This is a genomic window from Micromonospora phaseoli, assembly GCF_900109115.1.
GTDB lineage: Bacteria > Actinomycetota > Actinomycetes > Mycobacteriales > Micromonosporaceae > Micromonospora > Micromonospora phaseoli.
This window is the reverse complement of record NZ_FNYV01000002.1, coordinates 499,157-515,868: the sequence shown is the minus strand read 5'-3', so window position 1 is coordinate 515,868 and position 16,712 is coordinate 499,157. Positions and strand designations below refer to the sequence as shown.

Annotated in this window: 15 protein-coding genes; 4 read left to right on the top strand and 11 right to left on the bottom strand. The window is 72.0% G+C overall.

Translation table 11 applies throughout. The annotated features are described in order from the left end of the window. Positions 1-92: 92 nt before the first annotated feature. The 11 genes from BMY89_RS07105 to BMY89_RS07050 form a co-directional block, all read right to left on the bottom strand. Positions 93-1,220, bottom strand: a complete 1,128-nt coding sequence (locus tag BMY89_RS07105) for an alanine racemase (RefSeq protein ID WP_092376785.1) — start codon at positions 1,218-1,220, stop codon at positions 93-95. Next, the gene (locus BMY89_RS07100; protein ID WP_092376783.1) at positions 1,217-2,866 is read right to left on the bottom strand and encodes an IucA/IucC family protein; all 1,650 of its coding nucleotides are present in this window, start codon (positions 2,864-2,866) and stop codon (positions 1,217-1,219) included. Before BMY89_RS07100 ends, BMY89_RS07105 begins: the two co-directional genes overlap by 4 nt. Further along, positions 2,863-4,485 (bottom strand): IucA/IucC family protein, encoded by a 1,623-nt coding sequence (locus BMY89_RS07095; RefSeq protein ID WP_092376780.1) that lies wholly within the window; start codon positions 4,483-4,485, stop codon positions 2,863-2,865. The genes BMY89_RS07100 and BMY89_RS07095 overlap by 4 nt, the downstream gene beginning before the upstream one ends. Further along, entirely contained in the window at positions 4,482-5,651 is a 1,170-nt protein-coding gene (locus tag BMY89_RS07090; RefSeq protein ID WP_232521101.1) for an ATP-grasp domain-containing protein, read from the bottom strand. The genes BMY89_RS07095 and BMY89_RS07090 overlap by 4 nt, the downstream gene beginning before the upstream one ends. A 25-nt stretch (positions 5,652-5,676) precedes the next feature. Next, positions 5,677-6,390: a siderophore-interacting protein gene (locus BMY89_RS07085; RefSeq protein WP_092376774.1), complete on the bottom strand. Its 714-nt coding sequence runs from the start codon at positions 6,388-6,390 to the stop codon at positions 5,677-5,679. A gap of 106 nt (positions 6,391-6,496) precedes the next feature. Further along, entirely contained in the window at positions 6,497-7,075 is a 579-nt protein-coding gene (locus tag BMY89_RS07080) for a GNAT family N-acetyltransferase (RefSeq protein ID WP_092376771.1), read from the bottom strand. 100 nt (positions 7,076-7,175) lie between these two features. After that, on the bottom strand, positions 7,176-7,583 hold the full coding sequence (locus tag BMY89_RS07075; RefSeq protein ID WP_092376767.1) for an arsenate reductase ArsC: 408 nt from the start codon (positions 7,581-7,583) through the stop codon (positions 7,176-7,178). Further along, positions 7,580-8,329 carry an aquaporin gene (locus BMY89_RS07070; RefSeq protein ID WP_092376764.1) on the bottom strand — a complete coding sequence of 250 codons (750 nt, stop codon included), beginning with the start codon at positions 8,327-8,329 and terminating at the stop codon, positions 7,580-7,582. The genes BMY89_RS07075 and BMY89_RS07070 overlap by 4 nt, the downstream gene beginning before the upstream one ends. Before the next feature lie 37 nt (positions 8,330-8,366). After that, positions 8,367-9,026 (bottom strand): arsenate reductase ArsC, encoded by a 660-nt coding sequence (locus tag BMY89_RS30820; RefSeq protein ID WP_092376761.1) that lies wholly within the window; start codon positions 9,024-9,026, stop codon positions 8,367-8,369. Then, entirely contained in the window at positions 9,023-9,709 is a 687-nt protein-coding gene (locus tag BMY89_RS07060; RefSeq protein ID WP_092376758.1) for an arsenate reductase/protein-tyrosine-phosphatase family protein, read from the bottom strand. The genes BMY89_RS30820 and BMY89_RS07060 overlap by 4 nt, the downstream gene beginning before the upstream one ends. A gap of 515 nt (positions 9,710-10,224) precedes the next feature. Further along, a complete protein-coding gene (locus BMY89_RS07050; RefSeq protein ID WP_092376752.1) occupies positions 10,225-11,403 on the bottom strand; it encodes an acyl-CoA dehydrogenase family protein in 1,179 nt (392 codons plus the stop codon). Positions 11,404-11,563: 160 nt separating this feature from the next. Between BMY89_RS07050 and BMY89_RS07045 the strand changes: the two genes are divergently transcribed. The 4 genes from BMY89_RS07045 (at position 11,564) to BMY89_RS07030 (ending at position 16,707) form a co-directional block, all read left to right on the top strand. Further along, positions 11,564-13,357: a flavin-containing monooxygenase gene (locus BMY89_RS07045; RefSeq protein WP_092376750.1), complete on the top strand. Its 1,794-nt coding sequence runs from the start codon at positions 11,564-11,566 to the stop codon at positions 13,355-13,357. A gap of 123 nt (positions 13,358-13,480) precedes the next feature. Continuing rightward, entirely contained in the window at positions 13,481-14,626 is a 1,146-nt protein-coding gene (locus BMY89_RS07040; protein ID WP_092376746.1) for a substrate-binding domain-containing protein, read from the top strand. Positions 14,627-14,683: 57 nt separating this feature from the next. After that, complete coding sequence (locus BMY89_RS07035; RefSeq protein ID WP_092376743.1) at positions 14,684-15,490, top strand: ATP-binding cassette domain-containing protein; 807 nt, start codon at positions 14,684-14,686, stop codon at positions 15,488-15,490. A gap of 11 nt (positions 15,491-15,501) precedes the next feature. Next, positions 15,502-16,707, top strand: coding sequence for a sugar ABC transporter permease (locus tag BMY89_RS07030; RefSeq protein WP_170147744.1), 1,206 nt, complete (start codon positions 15,502-15,504; stop codon positions 16,705-16,707). Positions 16,708-16,712 lie beyond the last annotated feature (5 nt).

Sequence of the window (16,712 nt, the reverse complement as noted above, 5' to 3'; positions counted from 1 at the left end):
ACCAACAAGATCAGGGCAGCGGAAAGCGGGTGAGTCGTTGTTCACCACCGGGTCGGCGTGGTCGCCGTGGGGCGACCGCCGTCATCGCGAGGTCAGCGGCCCCAGCGCCGGGCGTGGAGGAGTGGATCTCCGGTCCTGAAGTCGGGCGGATCGTGCAGGAGGAAGTCGCGGTGGCTGATGTTCCACGCGTACGCGCCGGCCATCGCGAACACGAGCACGTCACCGACCGCGATCGCGGGGCCGTCGGCAGTGTGCGCGAGGACGTCCTTGGGCGTGCAGAGCTGACCGACGACGGTGACCGGGCCGCCGTCGGTACGCGGCCCGTCGCCGCCCCGGGGCACCACCACGAACGGCTGCGAGTGCCCCTTGGCCGCCGGGGTACGCAGGTGGTGGGTGCCGCCGGCGACGATCACGAACCACTGGCCGTGGGACCGCTTCACGTCGACGACCTCGGTGAGGTAGGAGCCGCAGTACACGGCCAGCGCGCGCCCGGGTTCGATCCGCAGGCGGATCGTCGGGTGTTCGGCCAGCACCTCGCCGAGTAGCCGGCCGTAACGGTGCCAGTCGAAGCGGCGATCCGGGTCGGCGTAGTTGACGGACATGCCGCCGCCGACGTTCACCTCCTCGGCCCGCAGGTGCCGCACCGCCCACTGCGCCACACCGCGCGCCACCGAGGCGGCGACCACGGCGTCGAGCCCACTGGCCAGGTGGGCGTGCACACCCCGGATCCGGATCCCGGCCGGCGGGTCGTCGGCGAGCCGGATCGCCTCCCGCGGGTCCATCCCGAACGGGCTCGCCCGGCCGCCCATCACCAGGCTCGCGCCCGGAGTGGCGACGGGCAGGTTGACCCGCAACAGCACATCGACGGTACGCCCGGCGGCGCGGGCCTGCGCCGCCAGGCGGCCCAGCTCCGTGGTGGACTCGACGTGTACCCGGCCCACCTGGGCTCTCAGCGCCGCGCCGAGGTCCGCGTCGGTCTTGCCCGGACCGGCGAAGGCCGCCGGCCGCCGGCCGGGCAGCACCGTGGCCAGATGGTCCAGCTCGCCACGGCTGGCGGCCTCGAAGCCGTGCACCGCCTCCGCGAGGGTACGCAGGATCCCCGGGTCCGGGTTGGCCTTGACGGCGTAGAGCAGCTCCACCCGCTCGGGCAGCGCCGCCCGCACGGCGGCGGCGTGGGCGGCCAGCGCGGCGAGGTCGTAGACGTACGTCGGTCGGGTCACCGGCCCCCGCCCAGCGGGTTGGGTACCGCGACGTACGGTGCCCGCTGGTCGGGTGCCCGATGCCAGCGGACCAGCAGGTTGGCCTTTGTGGCCAGCGGCGTGCCGTCGAGCAGCGGCGTCAGTTCGGCCGGCTCGCCCAGCTGCCCGTACGTCGCCTCGACGGCTTGGCGTACGTCGAGCCACAGCCGCGCCTCGGTGCCGGGGTGACCGTCGGCGAGTGCACCGGCGAGACCGGCGAGATGGTTGACGAACAGGCAGTAGGTGACCCGCCGGGCAGCCTGGGCGGTGGTGTAGGCGGCCTGCCGGGGCACCCGGTCGGGCCAGCCCGACAGCCGGCCGGTGTCGAGCTTGAGGCCCTCCAGGTCACGTAGCAGCAGCCGCACCGGACGGCCGCCCGGATCGAGTACCACCAGGACGTTCTGCAGGTGCGCCTCGTGGACGACGCCGTGGCGCAGCCACAGTCGCAGGACCGTCGGGACCAGCAGGTCGACGTAGGCCCGCCACCAGTCGAACGGATCCGGCACGGTCAGCGGCGCGGCGGCCAGCGCGGCGGCCAGCACCACCGTCTCGCCCGGGCGCAGGTGCTCGCGTACGCCGGTCCGCAGGATCGTGCCGTACGCCTCGTCCGGGCCGGGCAGGTCGACGCTGCGGTAGCCGGGTTCGGCGAGCAGACCGATCTGCGCCGGCAGCGGCACGGTGGCCAGGAACCGGGTCAGTGCCACCGCACCGGTCAACTCGTAGCGGGCGTTCTTGCGCAGGCAGTTGGTGATGCGTACGTGCAGGCTGGTCTTGAGGAACAGGTCGGCGGCCGGCGCGTAGAGGGTCCGGACGCTCGCCGTGGGGCGTACCGGCACGCCGGCCGGTCCGAGCCGGCGCAGCCGTGGGTCCGCCGGCGGCACCAGGGACAGCTGCCACGGGTGCACCGGCAGCAGGCGGTGCCCGGCGGGTGCGGCCGGCGGGTCCAGCGGCGCGATCAACTCGTCGAACGGCCCGTCGCCCGCCACCAGCTCAGCCGGGACGGCGAGCCAGCTCAACCGGAAGGTGCTGCGCAGCTCCGGGGCGTAGCGACGCCAGCTCCCCGGATCACCGCTGCGCCACTTCGGGCTGGGATGGTGCGGATGGCCGTACACCAGGGACTGCTCGGAGTCGACGTAGGTGTCCACCGCCCGGTCGCCGGTCGGTGCGGGGTCGTCCGACGGCCGCTGGCGCAGCAGCATGGCGAGCGCGTCGCGGCTGCCGAGCACCTGCTCGACGAACTCGTCGTTGGTCAGACCGGTGCGGCCGGTCAGCTCGGCGGCGAGCAGCCGAGCGAGCTGTGCGCCGTCGACCGGGGTGTCGGCCGGTGCGGTTGCCGGGCCGGCGGCGGGACCTCGCGCGGTGGTGTCGGCCGTGGGGCGGCACCGGATCGGGCCGTCGTAGCGGTGCGCCAGGATGGGGGAGACGCGCGCCAGCCGGCAGGAGAGCGTCAGTCCGAGGTGCCGCAGCCGGATCTGGACGACACCGCCGGCGGTCGCGGCCTCCCCGGCGGGTGCGGCGATCTCCCGTAGGTAGCAGGAGAGCAGCGTGTGCGCGGCGGCCAGGTCCGCCGCCTGCTCCACCGGCTGGTCCGCCGGCCGGGTGGCGGCCTCGGCCGTCCGACCCGTCACGAGTCGCTCCGCAGGTAGTTGGGGCCGGTGCGCCGGTAGTACTTGTTGACGTCGGTGCAGCCGAGTCGTTGCTTGGGCAGCAGCGTACCCGCGGTGAGCATCGCCTTGACGGGCAGCCGGTCGGCGGTGAGAACCTCGTCGACGAGGCGCCGGGTGGTGGGATCCGCACCCCACCGGTCGCGGGCGGCACGCAGCCGCGGCGGGATCACCTCGGTGGGGGAGGGCACGTCGACGCCCTGCTCGGCGAGGGCGAGCAGGGGTGCCGCGGCGGCCAGGTGCACGGTGATCGTGACGAACATGTCGGCCAACTCCCCGGGGTGGCGAACCCACATCCGCTGGTCGTGCAGCCGCACCGTGCCGGCGTGCCGCCGATCCAGGCGGGCACCGTCGTTGTCCTTGTAGAGCAGGCCGAGCGGGCCGTCGGCCGGCAGGACAAGATGGATGTTCTGCGGATGTGCTTCCAACGCCACTCCGTACCGTAACCAGAGGAAGACGTGCCAGTCGAGTAGGAGATCCAGATAGGACAGCAGCAGCCGGGTCGGGTCGCTACCGCCGACCCGCTGGGCAACCGTTGCGGCGCTCGGGTCCGCCGCGGCGAGCGCGGCCACCGGCACCACCGTCGCCCGATCCAGCCCGGCGGGCAGCCGGCGCAGCAGAAAGGATCGCAGCTCGTCGTCGTCGCAGTGGCCGAAGGTGCTCTCGTCGGCGTGCCTCACCCGCCCCGCGAAGCGCGGCTCGGTGGCGGCGATGCGGTCCAGCAGCCCGGCCACCGCCGCCCCGTCGGCCAGGGAGTCGGGCGCGAGGGTACGGCGGTTGCGGGCGCCCAGGGACGCGGTGGGCAGCGGCAGCTTCAGGTGCGTCGCGGGATCGGCATCGAGAGCGACGGTCCGCATCGACAGCGTGGGCCGTACCGGGACGGCCGGGCGGTCGAGGACGGGCAGGCCGGCCCGGTCGGCGGTGAGCGGATGCACCGGCAGCAGCACCTCCCTGTCCTGCCGGGGCACCGGCCACCAGGCGGGCAGCGGGCCGTTCAGTCGCAGTGTCTCGGCCGGCACGGGCAGCCACCGCAGCGCGAAGGTGGGGGCGTGCTCGGGTGCGTACCGGAGCAGTTCGCCGCCGTCGAGGTCGTGGCGACACCGGTCGGTGGGGTAGACGGGATGGCCGGCCCGGGCGGCGAGAACGTCGTCGAGCAGCGCGCCGGACAGACCGGTCGGCGTGCTGGTCCGGGCGGCAGCGATCCGGGCGTGGGTGCGGGAGCGGGTCACCGCGGCCAGCCGGCGGGCGACCAGGTCCGCCCGGCATTCGGCGGTGAAGGCACGCCAGCCCTCCTCGGCGTCCGCGTCGTCCCGGGGCGCGAGGAGATCCAGCAGCTCCGCCATCGTGTCGACCCGACGCGGTCGGTGGCCGGGCGGCTCGACGTGCAGCTCCGCGCGGGCGAGGCGAATGTCGTGCTGGAAGCCGTCGGGGCGTACCGGAAGACGCAGCCGGCCGGCGCGGTGCGGCACCTGCCACCAGCCGGGGCCGTCGGGGCTCCCGGTGCTGTCCAGGCCGAGATGGTCCTCGCGCAGCAGCGCGTCCAGCACCCGGCGGAACACCTCCCGTTCGACCGGGTCGGTCACGTGGTGATCACCCAGTCCAGGTCGGCCCGGAAGCCGGCCAGCGCGCGGCGGACCCCGGTCGGGTCCGGTCCGATGCCGTGCAGGACCGCCAGGTAGTCGCGGTTGGTGCCGGTCCACTCGGCGGTGCTCCCCACCGCACGCAACGGGCGGCAGCCGAGCCGCACCCCGTCGCGGAGCGCGTCGACGGGACCGGGAGCGGCCACCAGGGTGCCGCCGTGCTCGGCGCAGACGTACTCGACCCGGGCCGCCCGGCCGACGGTGGCCGGCTCGGGCAGACCGAGGTCGGCCACGGACTCGCCGAGGTGCAGCCGGATGACGTACTCGAACAGCGGTACGCCGAGCAGTTCGGCGAGGACGAGATCCATCCGGTCACCGATCAGCCGATCGTTGACCTCGATCAGCCGGGGCCGCCCGTCCTGCACGACGAACTCGGTGTGGCAGGCGCCGAACCGTACGCCGAGCGCGTCGAGTTGGGCGTGCAGCGCGGCGGTCACCGCCGGTGTCGCCGGCGCCCACTCCAGACACTGCTCGGTGAAGGTGGGTGGCGCGCCGAGCGTGGTGCGCCAGCCGCCGAGGACCCGGCGCGTGTGCGCGTCACCGAGGGTGTCGTGCGTCTGGACGTCGCCGGGCAGGTACTCCTCCACCACCAGCGGCTCGTCGGGTCGGCGGCGGCGGATCTCGGTGACCCGGCGGGCGAGGTCGCCGGCGTCGGTCACCAGGTAGGCGTCCTCGCTGGCGACACCGTCGCGTGGCTTGACCACGGCGGGAAAGGCGTCGAACGTCGCAGGCGCACCCGGTTCGAGCAGGTGGGCGCGGACGTGATCCAGCCCGGCCGCGGCGATCGCCCGCCGGGTGGCGGCCTTGTCCTTGCAGCGCCGCGCCGACTCGGGATCCTTTCCGGGCAGGCCGAGCCGCCGGGCCGCCTGCGCGGTCGCGGCCTGTAGGTGGTCGCTGTTGGACAACAGACCCGCCGCCGTGGGCCCGGCCCGGACGGCCTCGGTGACGGCGTCCGGCTGCCGTACCGGGCAGTGCCGGGTCGGCACCGCCGCCGGCCAGTCGTCGGGCCGGTCGGTGAGCACGGTGACCGGTACGCCGAGCGAACCGGCCGCCGGCAGCAGACCGTCGAGCACGGCGTCGGTCGGATTGAGGGCGGTCAGGTACAGCATCACGAACCGTTCGGGTGGCGACCCGTCACCGGGCGCGCCAGTAGGCCAACGCCGCCACCTGCTCCTTGCCGACGCCGAGTCCCCGCCGCAGGTGCTTGACGATGCTGCGGGTGCTGGCCGCCTCGCAGGCCACCCAGTACAGCGCGTCCTCGTGGCCGGTGGCCAGGGCGGCGGTGACGGTGTCCACCAGGTGCTGGCCCTCGTCGCGGCGCGGCACCCACACCAGGTCGTCGTGCGGGCGGGTACGCACCGGCAGGGTCCGCTCGCCGTCGTCGGCGTACTCGATCCAGATCGTCGCGGACACGGGCCCGGCGGCGTCGAGCAGGCTGTTGACCGCCGGCAGCGACGCCGCGTCACCGACCAGGTAGAGCCGGCCGGGTGCCGGTTCCGGCAGGGTGAAGGAGCTGCCCTGCACGGTCGCCTCGATGGTGTCTCCGGGCTGGGCTGTCGTGGCCCAGCGCGCGGCGCAGCCGTCGTGCAGGGCGAACACGAGGTGGAAACGCCCGCTGTCGGTGTCCGGGTCGACCAGCGTGTAGGCCCGCTGGTGGGGTCGGCCCTCGTTGTCGAACCACAACCGGATCCACATGGTGGGGTGGGTGCCGCAGTCGCGCAGCAGCTCACCCCCGTCGACGAGCAGCCGTTGGTAGCGCTCGCCGACTGGTTCGGTCTCCAGGACGGTCAGCTGGAAGTTCCTGCCCCCGAACGCCTTGAGGACGAGAGCTTCCCAGTTTCGTTTCACATGTGCCTCCACTGTGCCTGCGTCCGGGTGACGACGAGCCGGTAGGTCGGTGACGCCGCGTGCCGGTCGCCGACCGGCCAGCGCCGGTCGGCATTGGTCTCTGCGCTCACGGCGTGGGGCTCAGCGGCAGCGTTCGCACCAACATCCGGTGCGAACGCCAGCCCGGAAACGGGACGAGATCGCCGACATGGTCGAAGCGGATACGTTGTAGCGCGTGCCAGACCCGGGTGTTCGTCTCGGCGACCGCCAGGGCGACCCGCTCCTCGCGGCGTCCGGCCAGCAACTGCGTGGTCATCCGCAGGCCGAGGCGGTGCCGGCGGTGGTCGGGCAGCACGAACGCCTCGCACACGGCGAACGTGCGCCCCTGCCACTCGACCGCCAGGTCGGGATCGTCGGTCGCGGTCAGGTCACGCCACCACACGGTGTCGGGCGGCAGGGGACAGCCCATCACCGTGCCCACCAGGCGGCCGTCGACATAGCCGAGCGCCGCCTGGAAACCGGGGGCCGCGGCGGTCCAGCGAAGGCGTTCCTGCACGCTCGGTACGCGGTGGTCGGTCAGCTGCAGATCGGCCGCGTGCACCTGCTGGTAGACCTCGGCGAGCTGATCCACGTCGACCCGGTCGGTGACGACGACCGTGCTGTCCAGACCGCCGATCGTTGCGGCCGCAGCGACAGACGACGACATGAAACCCTCCCGAAGTTTGGTTAGGCATACCTAACCAGGAGGGAGTCGATCCAGCAAGTCCCGGTGCCGCCGGCCTCGTCATCCGGCCGAAAGGGACCGGTCAAGCCGTCACGGGCAGCTCGCTGAGCAGCCGCTCGACCCGGTGGCGGATCTCGTCGCGGATCGGCCGCACCGCCTCGACGCCCCGGCCGGCCGGGTCTTCGAGCTTCCAGTCCTCGTAGCGCTTGCCGGGGAAGACGGGGCAGGCGTCGCCGCAGCCCATGGTGACGATGACGTCGGAGGACTCCGCGGTGGCGTACTCCAGGAGCTTGGGGGTCTGGTCGGTGATGTCGATGCCCACCTCCCGCATGGCCTCGACGGCGGCCGGGTTGATCGACTCGGCGGGCGCGGAGCCGGCGGAGCGGACCTCTACGGCGTCGCCGGCCAGGTGCCGCAGCCAGCCGGCGGCCATCTGGGAGCGGCCGGCGTTGTGTACGCAGACGAACAGGACGCTGGGCTTGTCGCTCATGAGGTGCCTCTCGTGACGTGCGATTCGTGACCGTCGGCGGGGACGACGACCTGGTCGGCGGCGTCACCGGCGTCGGGGTAGAGGGCGGCGAGCAGGCCGACACCCACGGCGAGACCGACGAGCTGGGCCAGCACGAAGCCCGGCACCGACGTGGGGGCGATGCCGGCGAACGTGTCGGTGAACGCGCGGCCGACGGTGACCGCCGGGTTGGCGAACGAAGTGGACGAGGTGAACCAGTAGGCCGCGCCGATGTACGCGCCGACGGCGGCCGGTGCGACGGTGGCGCGGCCGGACCGGGCCAGCGCGAAGATCAGCAGGACCAGGCCGGCGGTGGCGACGACCTCACCGAGCCACAGGTGCCCGCCGGTACGGTCCTTGCCGGCGAAGCTGACGGCGGCGAGGTCGAACATCAGGTTCGCCAGGACCGCTCCGGCGATGCCGCCCAGCACCTGTGCCGCCACGTAACCGGCCAGGTCACCGGCGGTGAGGCCGGTGCCCGATCGTCGGCCGAGCAGCCAGTCGGCGACGGAGACGACCGGGTTGAAATGGGCCCCGGAGACCGGTCCGAACATCAGGATCAGCACGCCGAGAGCGAACGCCGTGGCGATCGAGTTCTCCAGCAGTTGGAGGCCGATGTCGTCCGGGGACAGGGCGGTGGCCATGATGCCGGAGCCGACCACGGCGGTGACCAGCAGGGCGGTGCCGGTGAATTCGGCCAGCAGGCGCCGCGGAAGTGCGATGGTCATCGGATTGTGTTGCTCCTCGGTCGCTCGGGTTGGGTGCTTAGCGGGTGGGTACGTTCAGCTCGTCGAGAAGGCGGCGTACCCGCCGTTCGATCTCGTCGCGGATCGGCCGCACGTCGTCGACGCCGAGGCCGGCGGGGTCGGCCAGGTCCCAGTTCTCGTAGCGGGTGCCGGGAAAGACCGGGCAGGCGTCGCCGCAACCCATGGTCACCACCACGTCGGCGGCGCGTACCACCTCGTCGGTCCACGGTTTGGGGAACTCTTCGGAGATGTCGATGCCGCGTTCGGCCATCGCGGCGACCGCGGCGGGGTTGATCTCGATGCCGGGTTCGCTGCCACCGGACCAGGCCACCGCCCGCTCGCCGGCGAGGTGGGCGAGGAACCCGAGCGCCATCTGCGAGCGGCCGGCGTTGTGGGTGCACAGGAACAGCACGACGGGACGGCCGTCGCGGTGGTGGCCCTCGACCCTGGCCAGCGCGTGTAGTCGTTGGCGGGCGAAACGTTCGGCGAGCAGCGGCAGGTAGTGGGGGATGCGGCCGTCGGTGGCGAACTGGTCGTAGCTGCTGTGCAGGAAGCGTTCGATCGTCTCGGCCCCGTACGTGCCGTCGAACTCGGCGGCGAGGCGGGTCGCGGCGGTGCGCAGAGCCAGGCGCTGGTCGACGGAGAGGTCGGGGCGTGGGGTGCGTCTGATGTCGGTCATCGGGGGTCTCCGGGGAGGACGGCGGGAGCGAGCCGGGCGACGCGGTCGGCGAGGTCGGCGTAGGCGGACTCGAACGCCTCGTCGGTGTCCAGCCGGACCGGGTCGGGGACGGACCAGTGCAGGCGAGGACGGATCGGGCCGGTCATCGCCTCGTGGGCGTTGTCGCAGACGGCGATGACGAGGTCGTCGCTGCGGACGACGTCGGTGACGTGCGCGGTGCCGGCGGGGTCGAGGTCCAACCGGTGGCGGTGGGCCACGGCGACCGCCCGGGGGTGCACCCGGGCCGCCGGTTTCGTGCCGGCGGAGGTGGCGGCGCCCCGGGTGCGGTTGCGCCACAGCGCGGCGGCCAGCTGCGAGCGCGCCGAGTTGTGGGTGCAGACGAAGACCACCCGGTCGACGCCGCTCAGCCGTGGGGCAGTGAGGGCGGCGAGAGTGTCGGGTCGCAGCTGTAGGTAGGTGCGTCGCCGGTCACCCTCGGAGCGGACCTTGGTCACCAGGCCGGCGTGGGTGAGCACCTTGACGTGGTGGGCGACCAGGTTGGTCGGCATGTCGAGGCGGTGGGCGATCTCGCCGGGGGAGGCGTCGCCCAGGGTGAGCGCGTCCACGATCGCCAGGCGTGCCGGGTCGCCGAGCGCTGCATGCACCCGTGCCCGCCCCGCCAGGGACGAAAGCTCAACTTCCATAGACTCAACTATCACTGACTAATATTGGAAAGTCAAGCTCATGGGATGCGCGGCAGATCCCGCGCACGGCCGGAAGGTGGCCCACGGCAGTGCGTGTGGGCGCTGTCGAGCTGAACCGTTTGTGCTGTCGCGGGGCGCTGTCGCGGCGGCCCCGGACTGGTGCTGGCGCGCCACAGCCGGTCAGTCACAGTGAGCCGTTCGCGCTATCAGGTCGACAGCATCCACAGACCCGACCCCGTGTCCCCGGCGCAGCGAGCCGCACCTCGGCTCGCCCGCACCTCGGCTCGCCGTTTCGGCGGTATCTCGGGCGTCAGAAGTCCACCATTGCGCCGAAACCGAGTCGATCAAGCTGGCGGCGGTCGGGCGATGTCGACTCGGCGGGCGTACGTCCACCCGTGGTTGATGTTCGGACCGGCGGCGTGCGCGGCGTGCGCGGTGACCATCGGGACGGATCTGCGTCGGCCGGGCGAGGCCGGGCGGCGGGCGCGGGGGAGGTCGCGCCGGCCCCGGCGACGTCACCGCGGGCCGCCGTACCGGCGGACGGCGCGCCGGGCCAGTGACATGCGATGGACCTCCGAGGGGCCGTCGTAGATCCGGAAGGGTCTGATCTCCCGGGCGATCCGGGCGGTCGGCAGGTCGGCGGAGACGCCGGCGCCGCCGCACATCTGGACCGCGCGGTCGGCGACGCGATGCGCGGCCTCGGCTCCGAAGACCTTGGCCAGCGAGGTCTCCTCGCGGCCGGCGTGGCCGGCGTCGAGGACCCGGCACGCGGTGAGCAGCAGGGAGCGGGTCGCGGCGAGGTCGATCTCGTTGTCGGCGATCATCAGCTCGATCATTCCCTGCTCGGCCAGCGGGCGGCCGAAGGCGGAGCGCTCGCTGACGTACCGGACCGCTGTCTCGTGGGCCCGCTGGGCCGCGCCGAGCCAGCGCATCACGTGGGTCAGGCGCGCCGGGCCGAGCCGGACCTGGGCGTGGTGGAATCCCTGGTCGAGCGCGCCGAGCACGTCGTCCTGCTCGACCCGGACGTCGGTCAGGTCGAGTTCACAGTGGCCGCCGAGCATCGATCTGTCCATCGTGTTCACGTGCCGGATCACCCGGATGCCGGTGCGGTCGGCCGGTACGAGGAACATCGTCGCGCCGCCGGTGGAGTCCGGCTCTCCGCTGGTCCGGGCCATGACGATGAAGAAGCCGGCACCGTCGGCACCGGTGATGAACTTCTTGCGACCGGTGATCAGCCATCCGTCGTCGTCGCGGCGGGCGAGCGTCCGCAGTGCGCCCGGGTCCGACCCGGCACCGGGTGGCGGCTCGGTCATCGCGAAGGCCGACCGCTGCTCGCCCCGGGCAAGTGGCGCGAGGTAGCGCTCCCGCTGGCCACCGGTGGCGACCCGTTCGAGCAGGTGGAGGTTGCCTTCGTCGGGGGCGTTGATGTTGAGGGCCAGCGGGCCGAAGAGGGAACGCCCGGCGGCCTCGAAGACCGGGGCGCGTTCCGCCATGCCCAGGCCGAGGCCGCCGTACTCGCGTGGCGCGTGCGGGGCGAAGACGCCCGCCGCACGTGCCTCGTGTTGTAGGCCGGCGCGCAGTTCGTCACCGCCGGCGGCGGCGACGTCCCCGTCGAACTCGTCCTCGACGGGGATCACATGGGTGTCGATGAAAGCTCGGGTACGGGCGACGAGGTCATCGATTCTGCTGGTCATGGGGCACCTCGCTCACGGAGGACGGCGCGGATCTCGTGACAATTTTGTTGCGAGAAAGTTTCGTCGGAGTGTTGCTCGTCACGCCGTCCAAGGTTCAGACTCTGGCTACCGAGCGAGCGCTCGGACTGTACCAGGGTGATACGGACGGAAGGGCGCGTCAATGGCGACGGAGACACCCCAGGCCACCGCGGCCGAGGTCACGGCGGAGACCACCTTCGCCGCCTGGCTGGACCGACTCACGCCGGCACTCCAGGCCGCCGACGTGCCGACAATCACGACGCTGCTGGCCAGGGAGTGCTGGTGGCGTGACCTGCTCGCGCTCACCGGGGACCTCGGCACCTACCACGGCCGGGACCGGGTCGCGACGATGCTGGGCGAGCACCTCGGGCCTGGCTCCGTCGTCAATGTCCGGATGACCACGGAGTTCGGGCCGCGTTACCAGGGCGGCGCCAACGAGCTGATCGAGGGGTTCATCACCTTCGAGACCCCCCTCGGGTTCGGGCGGGGTGCCGTCCGGCTGCGTCAGGAGGACGGCGACTGGGTCGCCTGGACCGTGCTGACCGAGCTGGACGACCTGCGCGGTCACGAGCGGGCGATCGGCCACCACCGCTCCAAGGGGCCCCGGCACAACCCGGCCGTGCGTGGCCGCAACTGGCGTGACGAGCGGCAGGAGAAGGTGCGCTACGTCGACGGTGACCCGGACGTGGTCGTCATCGGCGCCGGCCAGGGCGGTCTGTCGGTTGCCGCGAACCTCGGGCTGATGGGCGTGGACACGTTGGTCCTGGAGAAGAGCGAGCGGATCGGCGACGGGTGGCGCAAGCGCTACCACTCGCTGGTCCTGCACGATCCCGTGTGGGCCGATCACCTTCCCTATCTGCCCTATCCCGAGTCGTGGCCGGTCTACTGCCCCAAGGACAAGATCGCCGACTGGTTCGAGTCGTACGCCTCGGCGATGGAGCTCAACGTCTGGACGTCGGCCGAGATGACCTCGTCCAGCTTTGACGAGACGAGCGGACGGTGGACGCTGCGGGTCCGTACGCCGGACGGTGAGCGGGAACTGCACCCGCGCGACGTCATCCTCGCCACCGGTGCCGCCGGCGAACCGAACGTTCCCGCCGTGCCGGGGCGCGAGCTGTTCGCGGGCACCAGCTACCACTCCAGCCAGCATGCCTCCGCCACCGACTGGGCCGGGAAGAAGGCGGTCGTGGTCGGCGCGTGCAACAGCGGCCACGACATCGCCCAGGACCTCTACGAGGCCGGTGCGGACGTCACGATCGTCCAGCGCTCGTCAACCCACATCATCAGCCAGGAGCACGGCATCCCGGCGATCTTCGGCAGCAACTTCGTCGAGGGCGGCCCACCGACCGCGTACGCCGACCTGCTGGCCAGCGGCACCCCGTGGCCCCTCGTGCTCGACATGGCCAGGGAGGGGGTGAAGGAGACCGCCAGGAAGGACGCCGAACTGCTCGCCGCCCTCGACGCGGTCGGCTTCAAGCGCAACGACGGGCCCGACGGCACCGGGCTGATGGGCTACGCGCTGGCGTACGGCGGCGGCTACTACATCGACGTGGGCTGCTCACGGCTCATCGCCGACGGGAAGGTCAAGCTTGCCCAGGGATCCGGGCTCGCGGAGTTCACCCCCGACGGCATCCGCCTGGCGGACGGCCGGACCCTGGACGCTGACCTCGTGGTGCTGGCGACCGGGTACCGGAACATGCGCGAAACCGCTCGCCGGCTCTTCGGCGACGGGGTCGCCGACCGGCTGCCGCTCGTCCTCGGCATCGGCGAGGACGGCGAGATCGGCGGGCTCTACCGGCGTACCGGCCACCCGGGGTTCTGGTACATGGGCGGCCCACTCGCCTGGGTCCGCATCTACTCCAAGCATCTGGCGCTACAGATCACCGCGAAGCACGCGGGCATCCAGCTGCCCCGACCGGGCGTGACGGCGCGGTAGCGGGAGCGACCGGCACCGGTTCCAGAGCACTCCGCCGCCCGCCCACCGGCCGTGGGCCCTGATGCACACCCGCAAGCGTTCTTGCCGCCATCCGGCGTGAAAGTTCAGCAGAGGAGTTGCCCAGTGAAACGTCAGTCCTATGCTCGCACCCTTCGGGCGGTCGTCGCCGCAGGCGCGTGCGCCAGTCTCCTTCTCGTCTCGGCCTGCGGCGGTGCCGACTCCGGTACCGGCGATGGCGGCGCCGACTCGAAGCTCGTCTACTTCATGGCACCCAACACCACGCCCACCCGCTACATCCAGCAGGACGGCCCGGCGTTCGAGAAGGCGATCAAGGCGTTGGACCCCAGCGTCGAGGTCAAGTTCGTCAACGCCGGCGGTGACTCCAACCAGCAGCTCGCCCAGGCCAACGCGGCGATCGCCGCCGGCGCCAAGGCCCTGGTCGTGGTTGCCGCCGACCCGAACACCAGCGCGGGTCTGCTGCAGGCCGCCGAACAGGCGAAGGTGCCGGTCATCGGGTACGAGAACCCGCCGGTCAACGGCACCATGTACGCCCAGGTGGTCTTCGATCCGGAGAAGGTCGGCGCCCAGCAGGCGACCTACTTCGCCGCGCAGGTCACCGGCGGCGCGCTCGGCGCAAAGCCGGTCAAGGTCGCCCGCCAGTACGGCAACAAGGGCGACGTCTACACGACCCAGATGCTCGCCGGGCAGAACAAGATCCTCGACCCGCTCATCTCCAGCGGTGACATCGAGGTGGTCTGCGAGGACTACATCAAGGACTGGGCACCGGACAACGCCACCAAGGCCACCGAGCAGTGCCTCACCAGGACGCAGAACGGCGTCGCCGCGTTCCTCGGGTTCTACGACGGCATCACGGCGGGCGTCATCGCGGCGCTCAAGGGCAAGAACCTGGACATCCCCGTGTACGGCGGCCAGAACCCCGAGCTGACCGGCCTGCAGTACATGCTGACCGGGGATCAGCAGGACAACGTGCTCAAGGCGTTCTCGGTCGAGGCGGAGGCGGCGGCGAAGATCGCCATCGCCGCGATCGCCGGCCAGCAGCCCCCGGCCGACCTCGTCAAGGACACCATCGACAACGGGGCGATGCAGGTGCCCACGGCCAAGCTCGACGCGACGCTGATCCACCTCGAAGAGGGCAAGGATCCCGGCGACGCGGTGCAGCAGGCCGTCGACCTCGGCATGTTCACCTGGGCGCAGATCTGCACCGGCGCCGCCGCGGAGACCGAGACCTGCAAGACCAGGAACAAGTAGCCCAACCCATCGGCAGCGGGCGGTCGGCAGCCACCGACCGCCCGCGCGGAGGAGACCATGACCGTGGACAGCGAGCCACAGCTTTCCGACCCGTCGGACGGCGGGCCACACTCGACTCCCCTGCTCGAACTGAGAAAGGTCTCGAAGCACTTCGGCGGTGTGCGGGCACTGCACGAGGTCGACCTGACGGTGCACCCGGGTGAGGTGGTCGCGCTCGTCGGCGACAACGGCGCCGGCAAGTCCACTCTGGTCAAGCTGGTCTCCGGGGTGGAGCGACCGGACACCGGGGAGATCAGGGTACGCGGACAGCACGCCCGTCTGGATTCGCCGCGGGCCGCAGCCGAGGCGGGGATCCGCACGATCTTCCAGGATCTCTCGTTGTGCGACAACCTCGACGCCGTCCAGAACCTCTTCCTGGGCCAGGAACGCCACGGGCCGGTCTGGTCCGGGCGACGGGTTCGGCGCCACGTGATGGAGGAGCAGGCCCGGCGGGTGTTGGAGTCGCTGTCGGTCAAGCTCCGCTCACTGAACACCCCGGTCGTCGCGCTCTCGGGCGGCCAGCGTCAGGGCATCGCGATCTGCCGTGCGCTCATCAGCGACCCGGCGGTGGTGATCCTCGACGAGCCGACCGCGGCGCTCGGCGTGTCGCAACGCGGTGAGGTGCTGGACCTGATCGGCCGGCTACGCGAGCAGGGACGGGGCGTGGTCGTGATCTCACACGACATGCGGGACGTGCGGCAGATCGCCGACCGGGTCGTGGTCCTGCGGCTCGGCACCCGGGTCGCCGAGTACCGCCGTGGCGGTTACACACCGTCGGAGCTGGTCAGCGCGATGACCGGTGCGCACGAGCCAAGCGACGATTGAGGGCGGAGACCTTGAGCATCTCGACATCACCCGCCGTCGGCGCGCCGACGGCCCACCGTAGCCGGCTCAGCCGGGCGATCGAGACGGCGGCGCGCGGGCACCGGAGCGTCCCGGTGCTGGTCGTGCTGGCAATCATCTGGGCCGTCTTCTACAGCCAGAGTCCGGCGTACCTCAGCTTCCAGAACCTCACCAACCTCACGTTGCAGATCGTGACGACGGCGATCCTCGCCCTGGGCGTGGTCTTCGTCCTGCTCGTCGGCGAGATCGACCTCTCCTCGGCCGTGCTGTCCGGCGTGTGCGCGGCGGTCGCCGCCGGGCTGACCGTCAACAGCGGCCTGCCGCTGCCCGTCGGTATCGCGGCGGCGGTGGCCGCGGGGATGGCCGTCATGTTCGTCCAGGCCCAGGCCGTGATGTTCGGCGTACCGTCGCTGATCGTGACGCTGGGCGGCATGGTGATCCTCCAGGGCCTGATCCTGGTCGTGCTGCCGCCCGAGTTCACGATCAGCGTGGCCGGCACCCCGTTCGCCACGATCGCGAGCGCGGCGATCCCGGCGGGCACGAGCTACGCGCTGGCGGCGGTGGCCACCCTGGCGTTCGTCGCGTACCGCCTGTTCCAGTACCGGGAGCGGCTGTCCACCGGATCGCTGGCCTCGTTGACCACGATCATCGTGCCCTCCGCGCTGGTCGCGGCCGTGCTCTTCGGCGGGGTCTTCACGTTGACCCGGCAGCGGGGCCTGCCGATGCCCGTGCTGATCGTGGCGGTCATGCTGCTGATCGCGTGGTACGTCACCACCCAGACCCGCTACGGCATCCACCTGTACGCGGTGGGCGGCGACCGCGAGGCGGCCCAGCGTGCCGGTATCCCGGTACGGCGGATGGTGCTCTACTCCTTCCTCGTCCTCGGCGCGTGCGCGGCCGTCGCCGGCATGGTCGACGCGTCCCGCCAACTCGGCGTCTCGGTCACCTCCGGTTCCGGCCCGCTGATGTTGAACGCGATCGCGGCGGCGGTCGTGGGTGGCACCAGCCTCTTCGGCGGACGCGGATCGATCTGGTCGGCGTTGCTCGGCGCGCTGGTCATCGGCTCGATCAGCAATGGCGTCCAACTGCTGGGGCTCTCGACCGAGGTGCAGTACTTCGCGACCGGGTCCGTACTCATCATCGCCGTGGCCGTCGACGTGGTCCTCACCCGTGGCGCGCTCCTGCCGGGGCGGCGCTGACCGGT

What these genes read in the sequence shown, in the direction of transcription:
- BMY89_RS07090 (WP_232521101.1), bottom strand. Translation starts at nt 5,651, where the DNA reads ATGCTGTACCTGACCGCCCTCAATCCGACCGACGCCGTGCTCGACGGT.
- BMY89_RS07080 (WP_092376771.1), bottom strand. Translation starts at nt 7,075, where the DNA reads ATGTCGTCGTCTGTCGCTGCGGCCGCAACGATCGGCGGTCTGGACAGC.
- BMY89_RS07075 (WP_092376767.1), bottom strand. Translation starts at nt 7,583, where the DNA reads ATGAGCGACAAGCCCAGCGTCCTGTTCGTCTGCGTACACAACGCCGGC.
- BMY89_RS07070 (WP_092376764.1), bottom strand. Translation starts at nt 8,329, where the DNA reads ATGACCATCGCACTTCCGCGGCGCCTGCTGGCCGAATTCACCGGCACC.
- BMY89_RS30820 (WP_092376761.1), bottom strand. Translation starts at nt 9,026, where the DNA reads ATGACCGACATCAGACGCACCCCACGCCCCGACCTCTCCGTCGACCAG.
- BMY89_RS07060 (WP_092376758.1), bottom strand. Translation starts at nt 9,709, where the DNA reads ATGGAAGTTGAGCTTTCGTCCCTGGCGGGGCGGGCACGGGTGCATGCA.
- BMY89_RS07050 (WP_092376752.1), bottom strand. Translation starts at nt 11,403, where the DNA reads ATGACCAGCAGAATCGATGACCTCGTCGCCCGTACCCGAGCTTTCATC.
- BMY89_RS07045 (WP_092376750.1), top strand. Translation starts at nt 11,564, where the DNA reads ATGGCGACGGAGACACCCCAGGCCACCGCGGCCGAGGTCACGGCGGAG.
- BMY89_RS07035 (WP_092376743.1), top strand. Translation starts at nt 14,684, where the DNA reads ATGACCGTGGACAGCGAGCCACAGCTTTCCGACCCGTCGGACGGCGGG.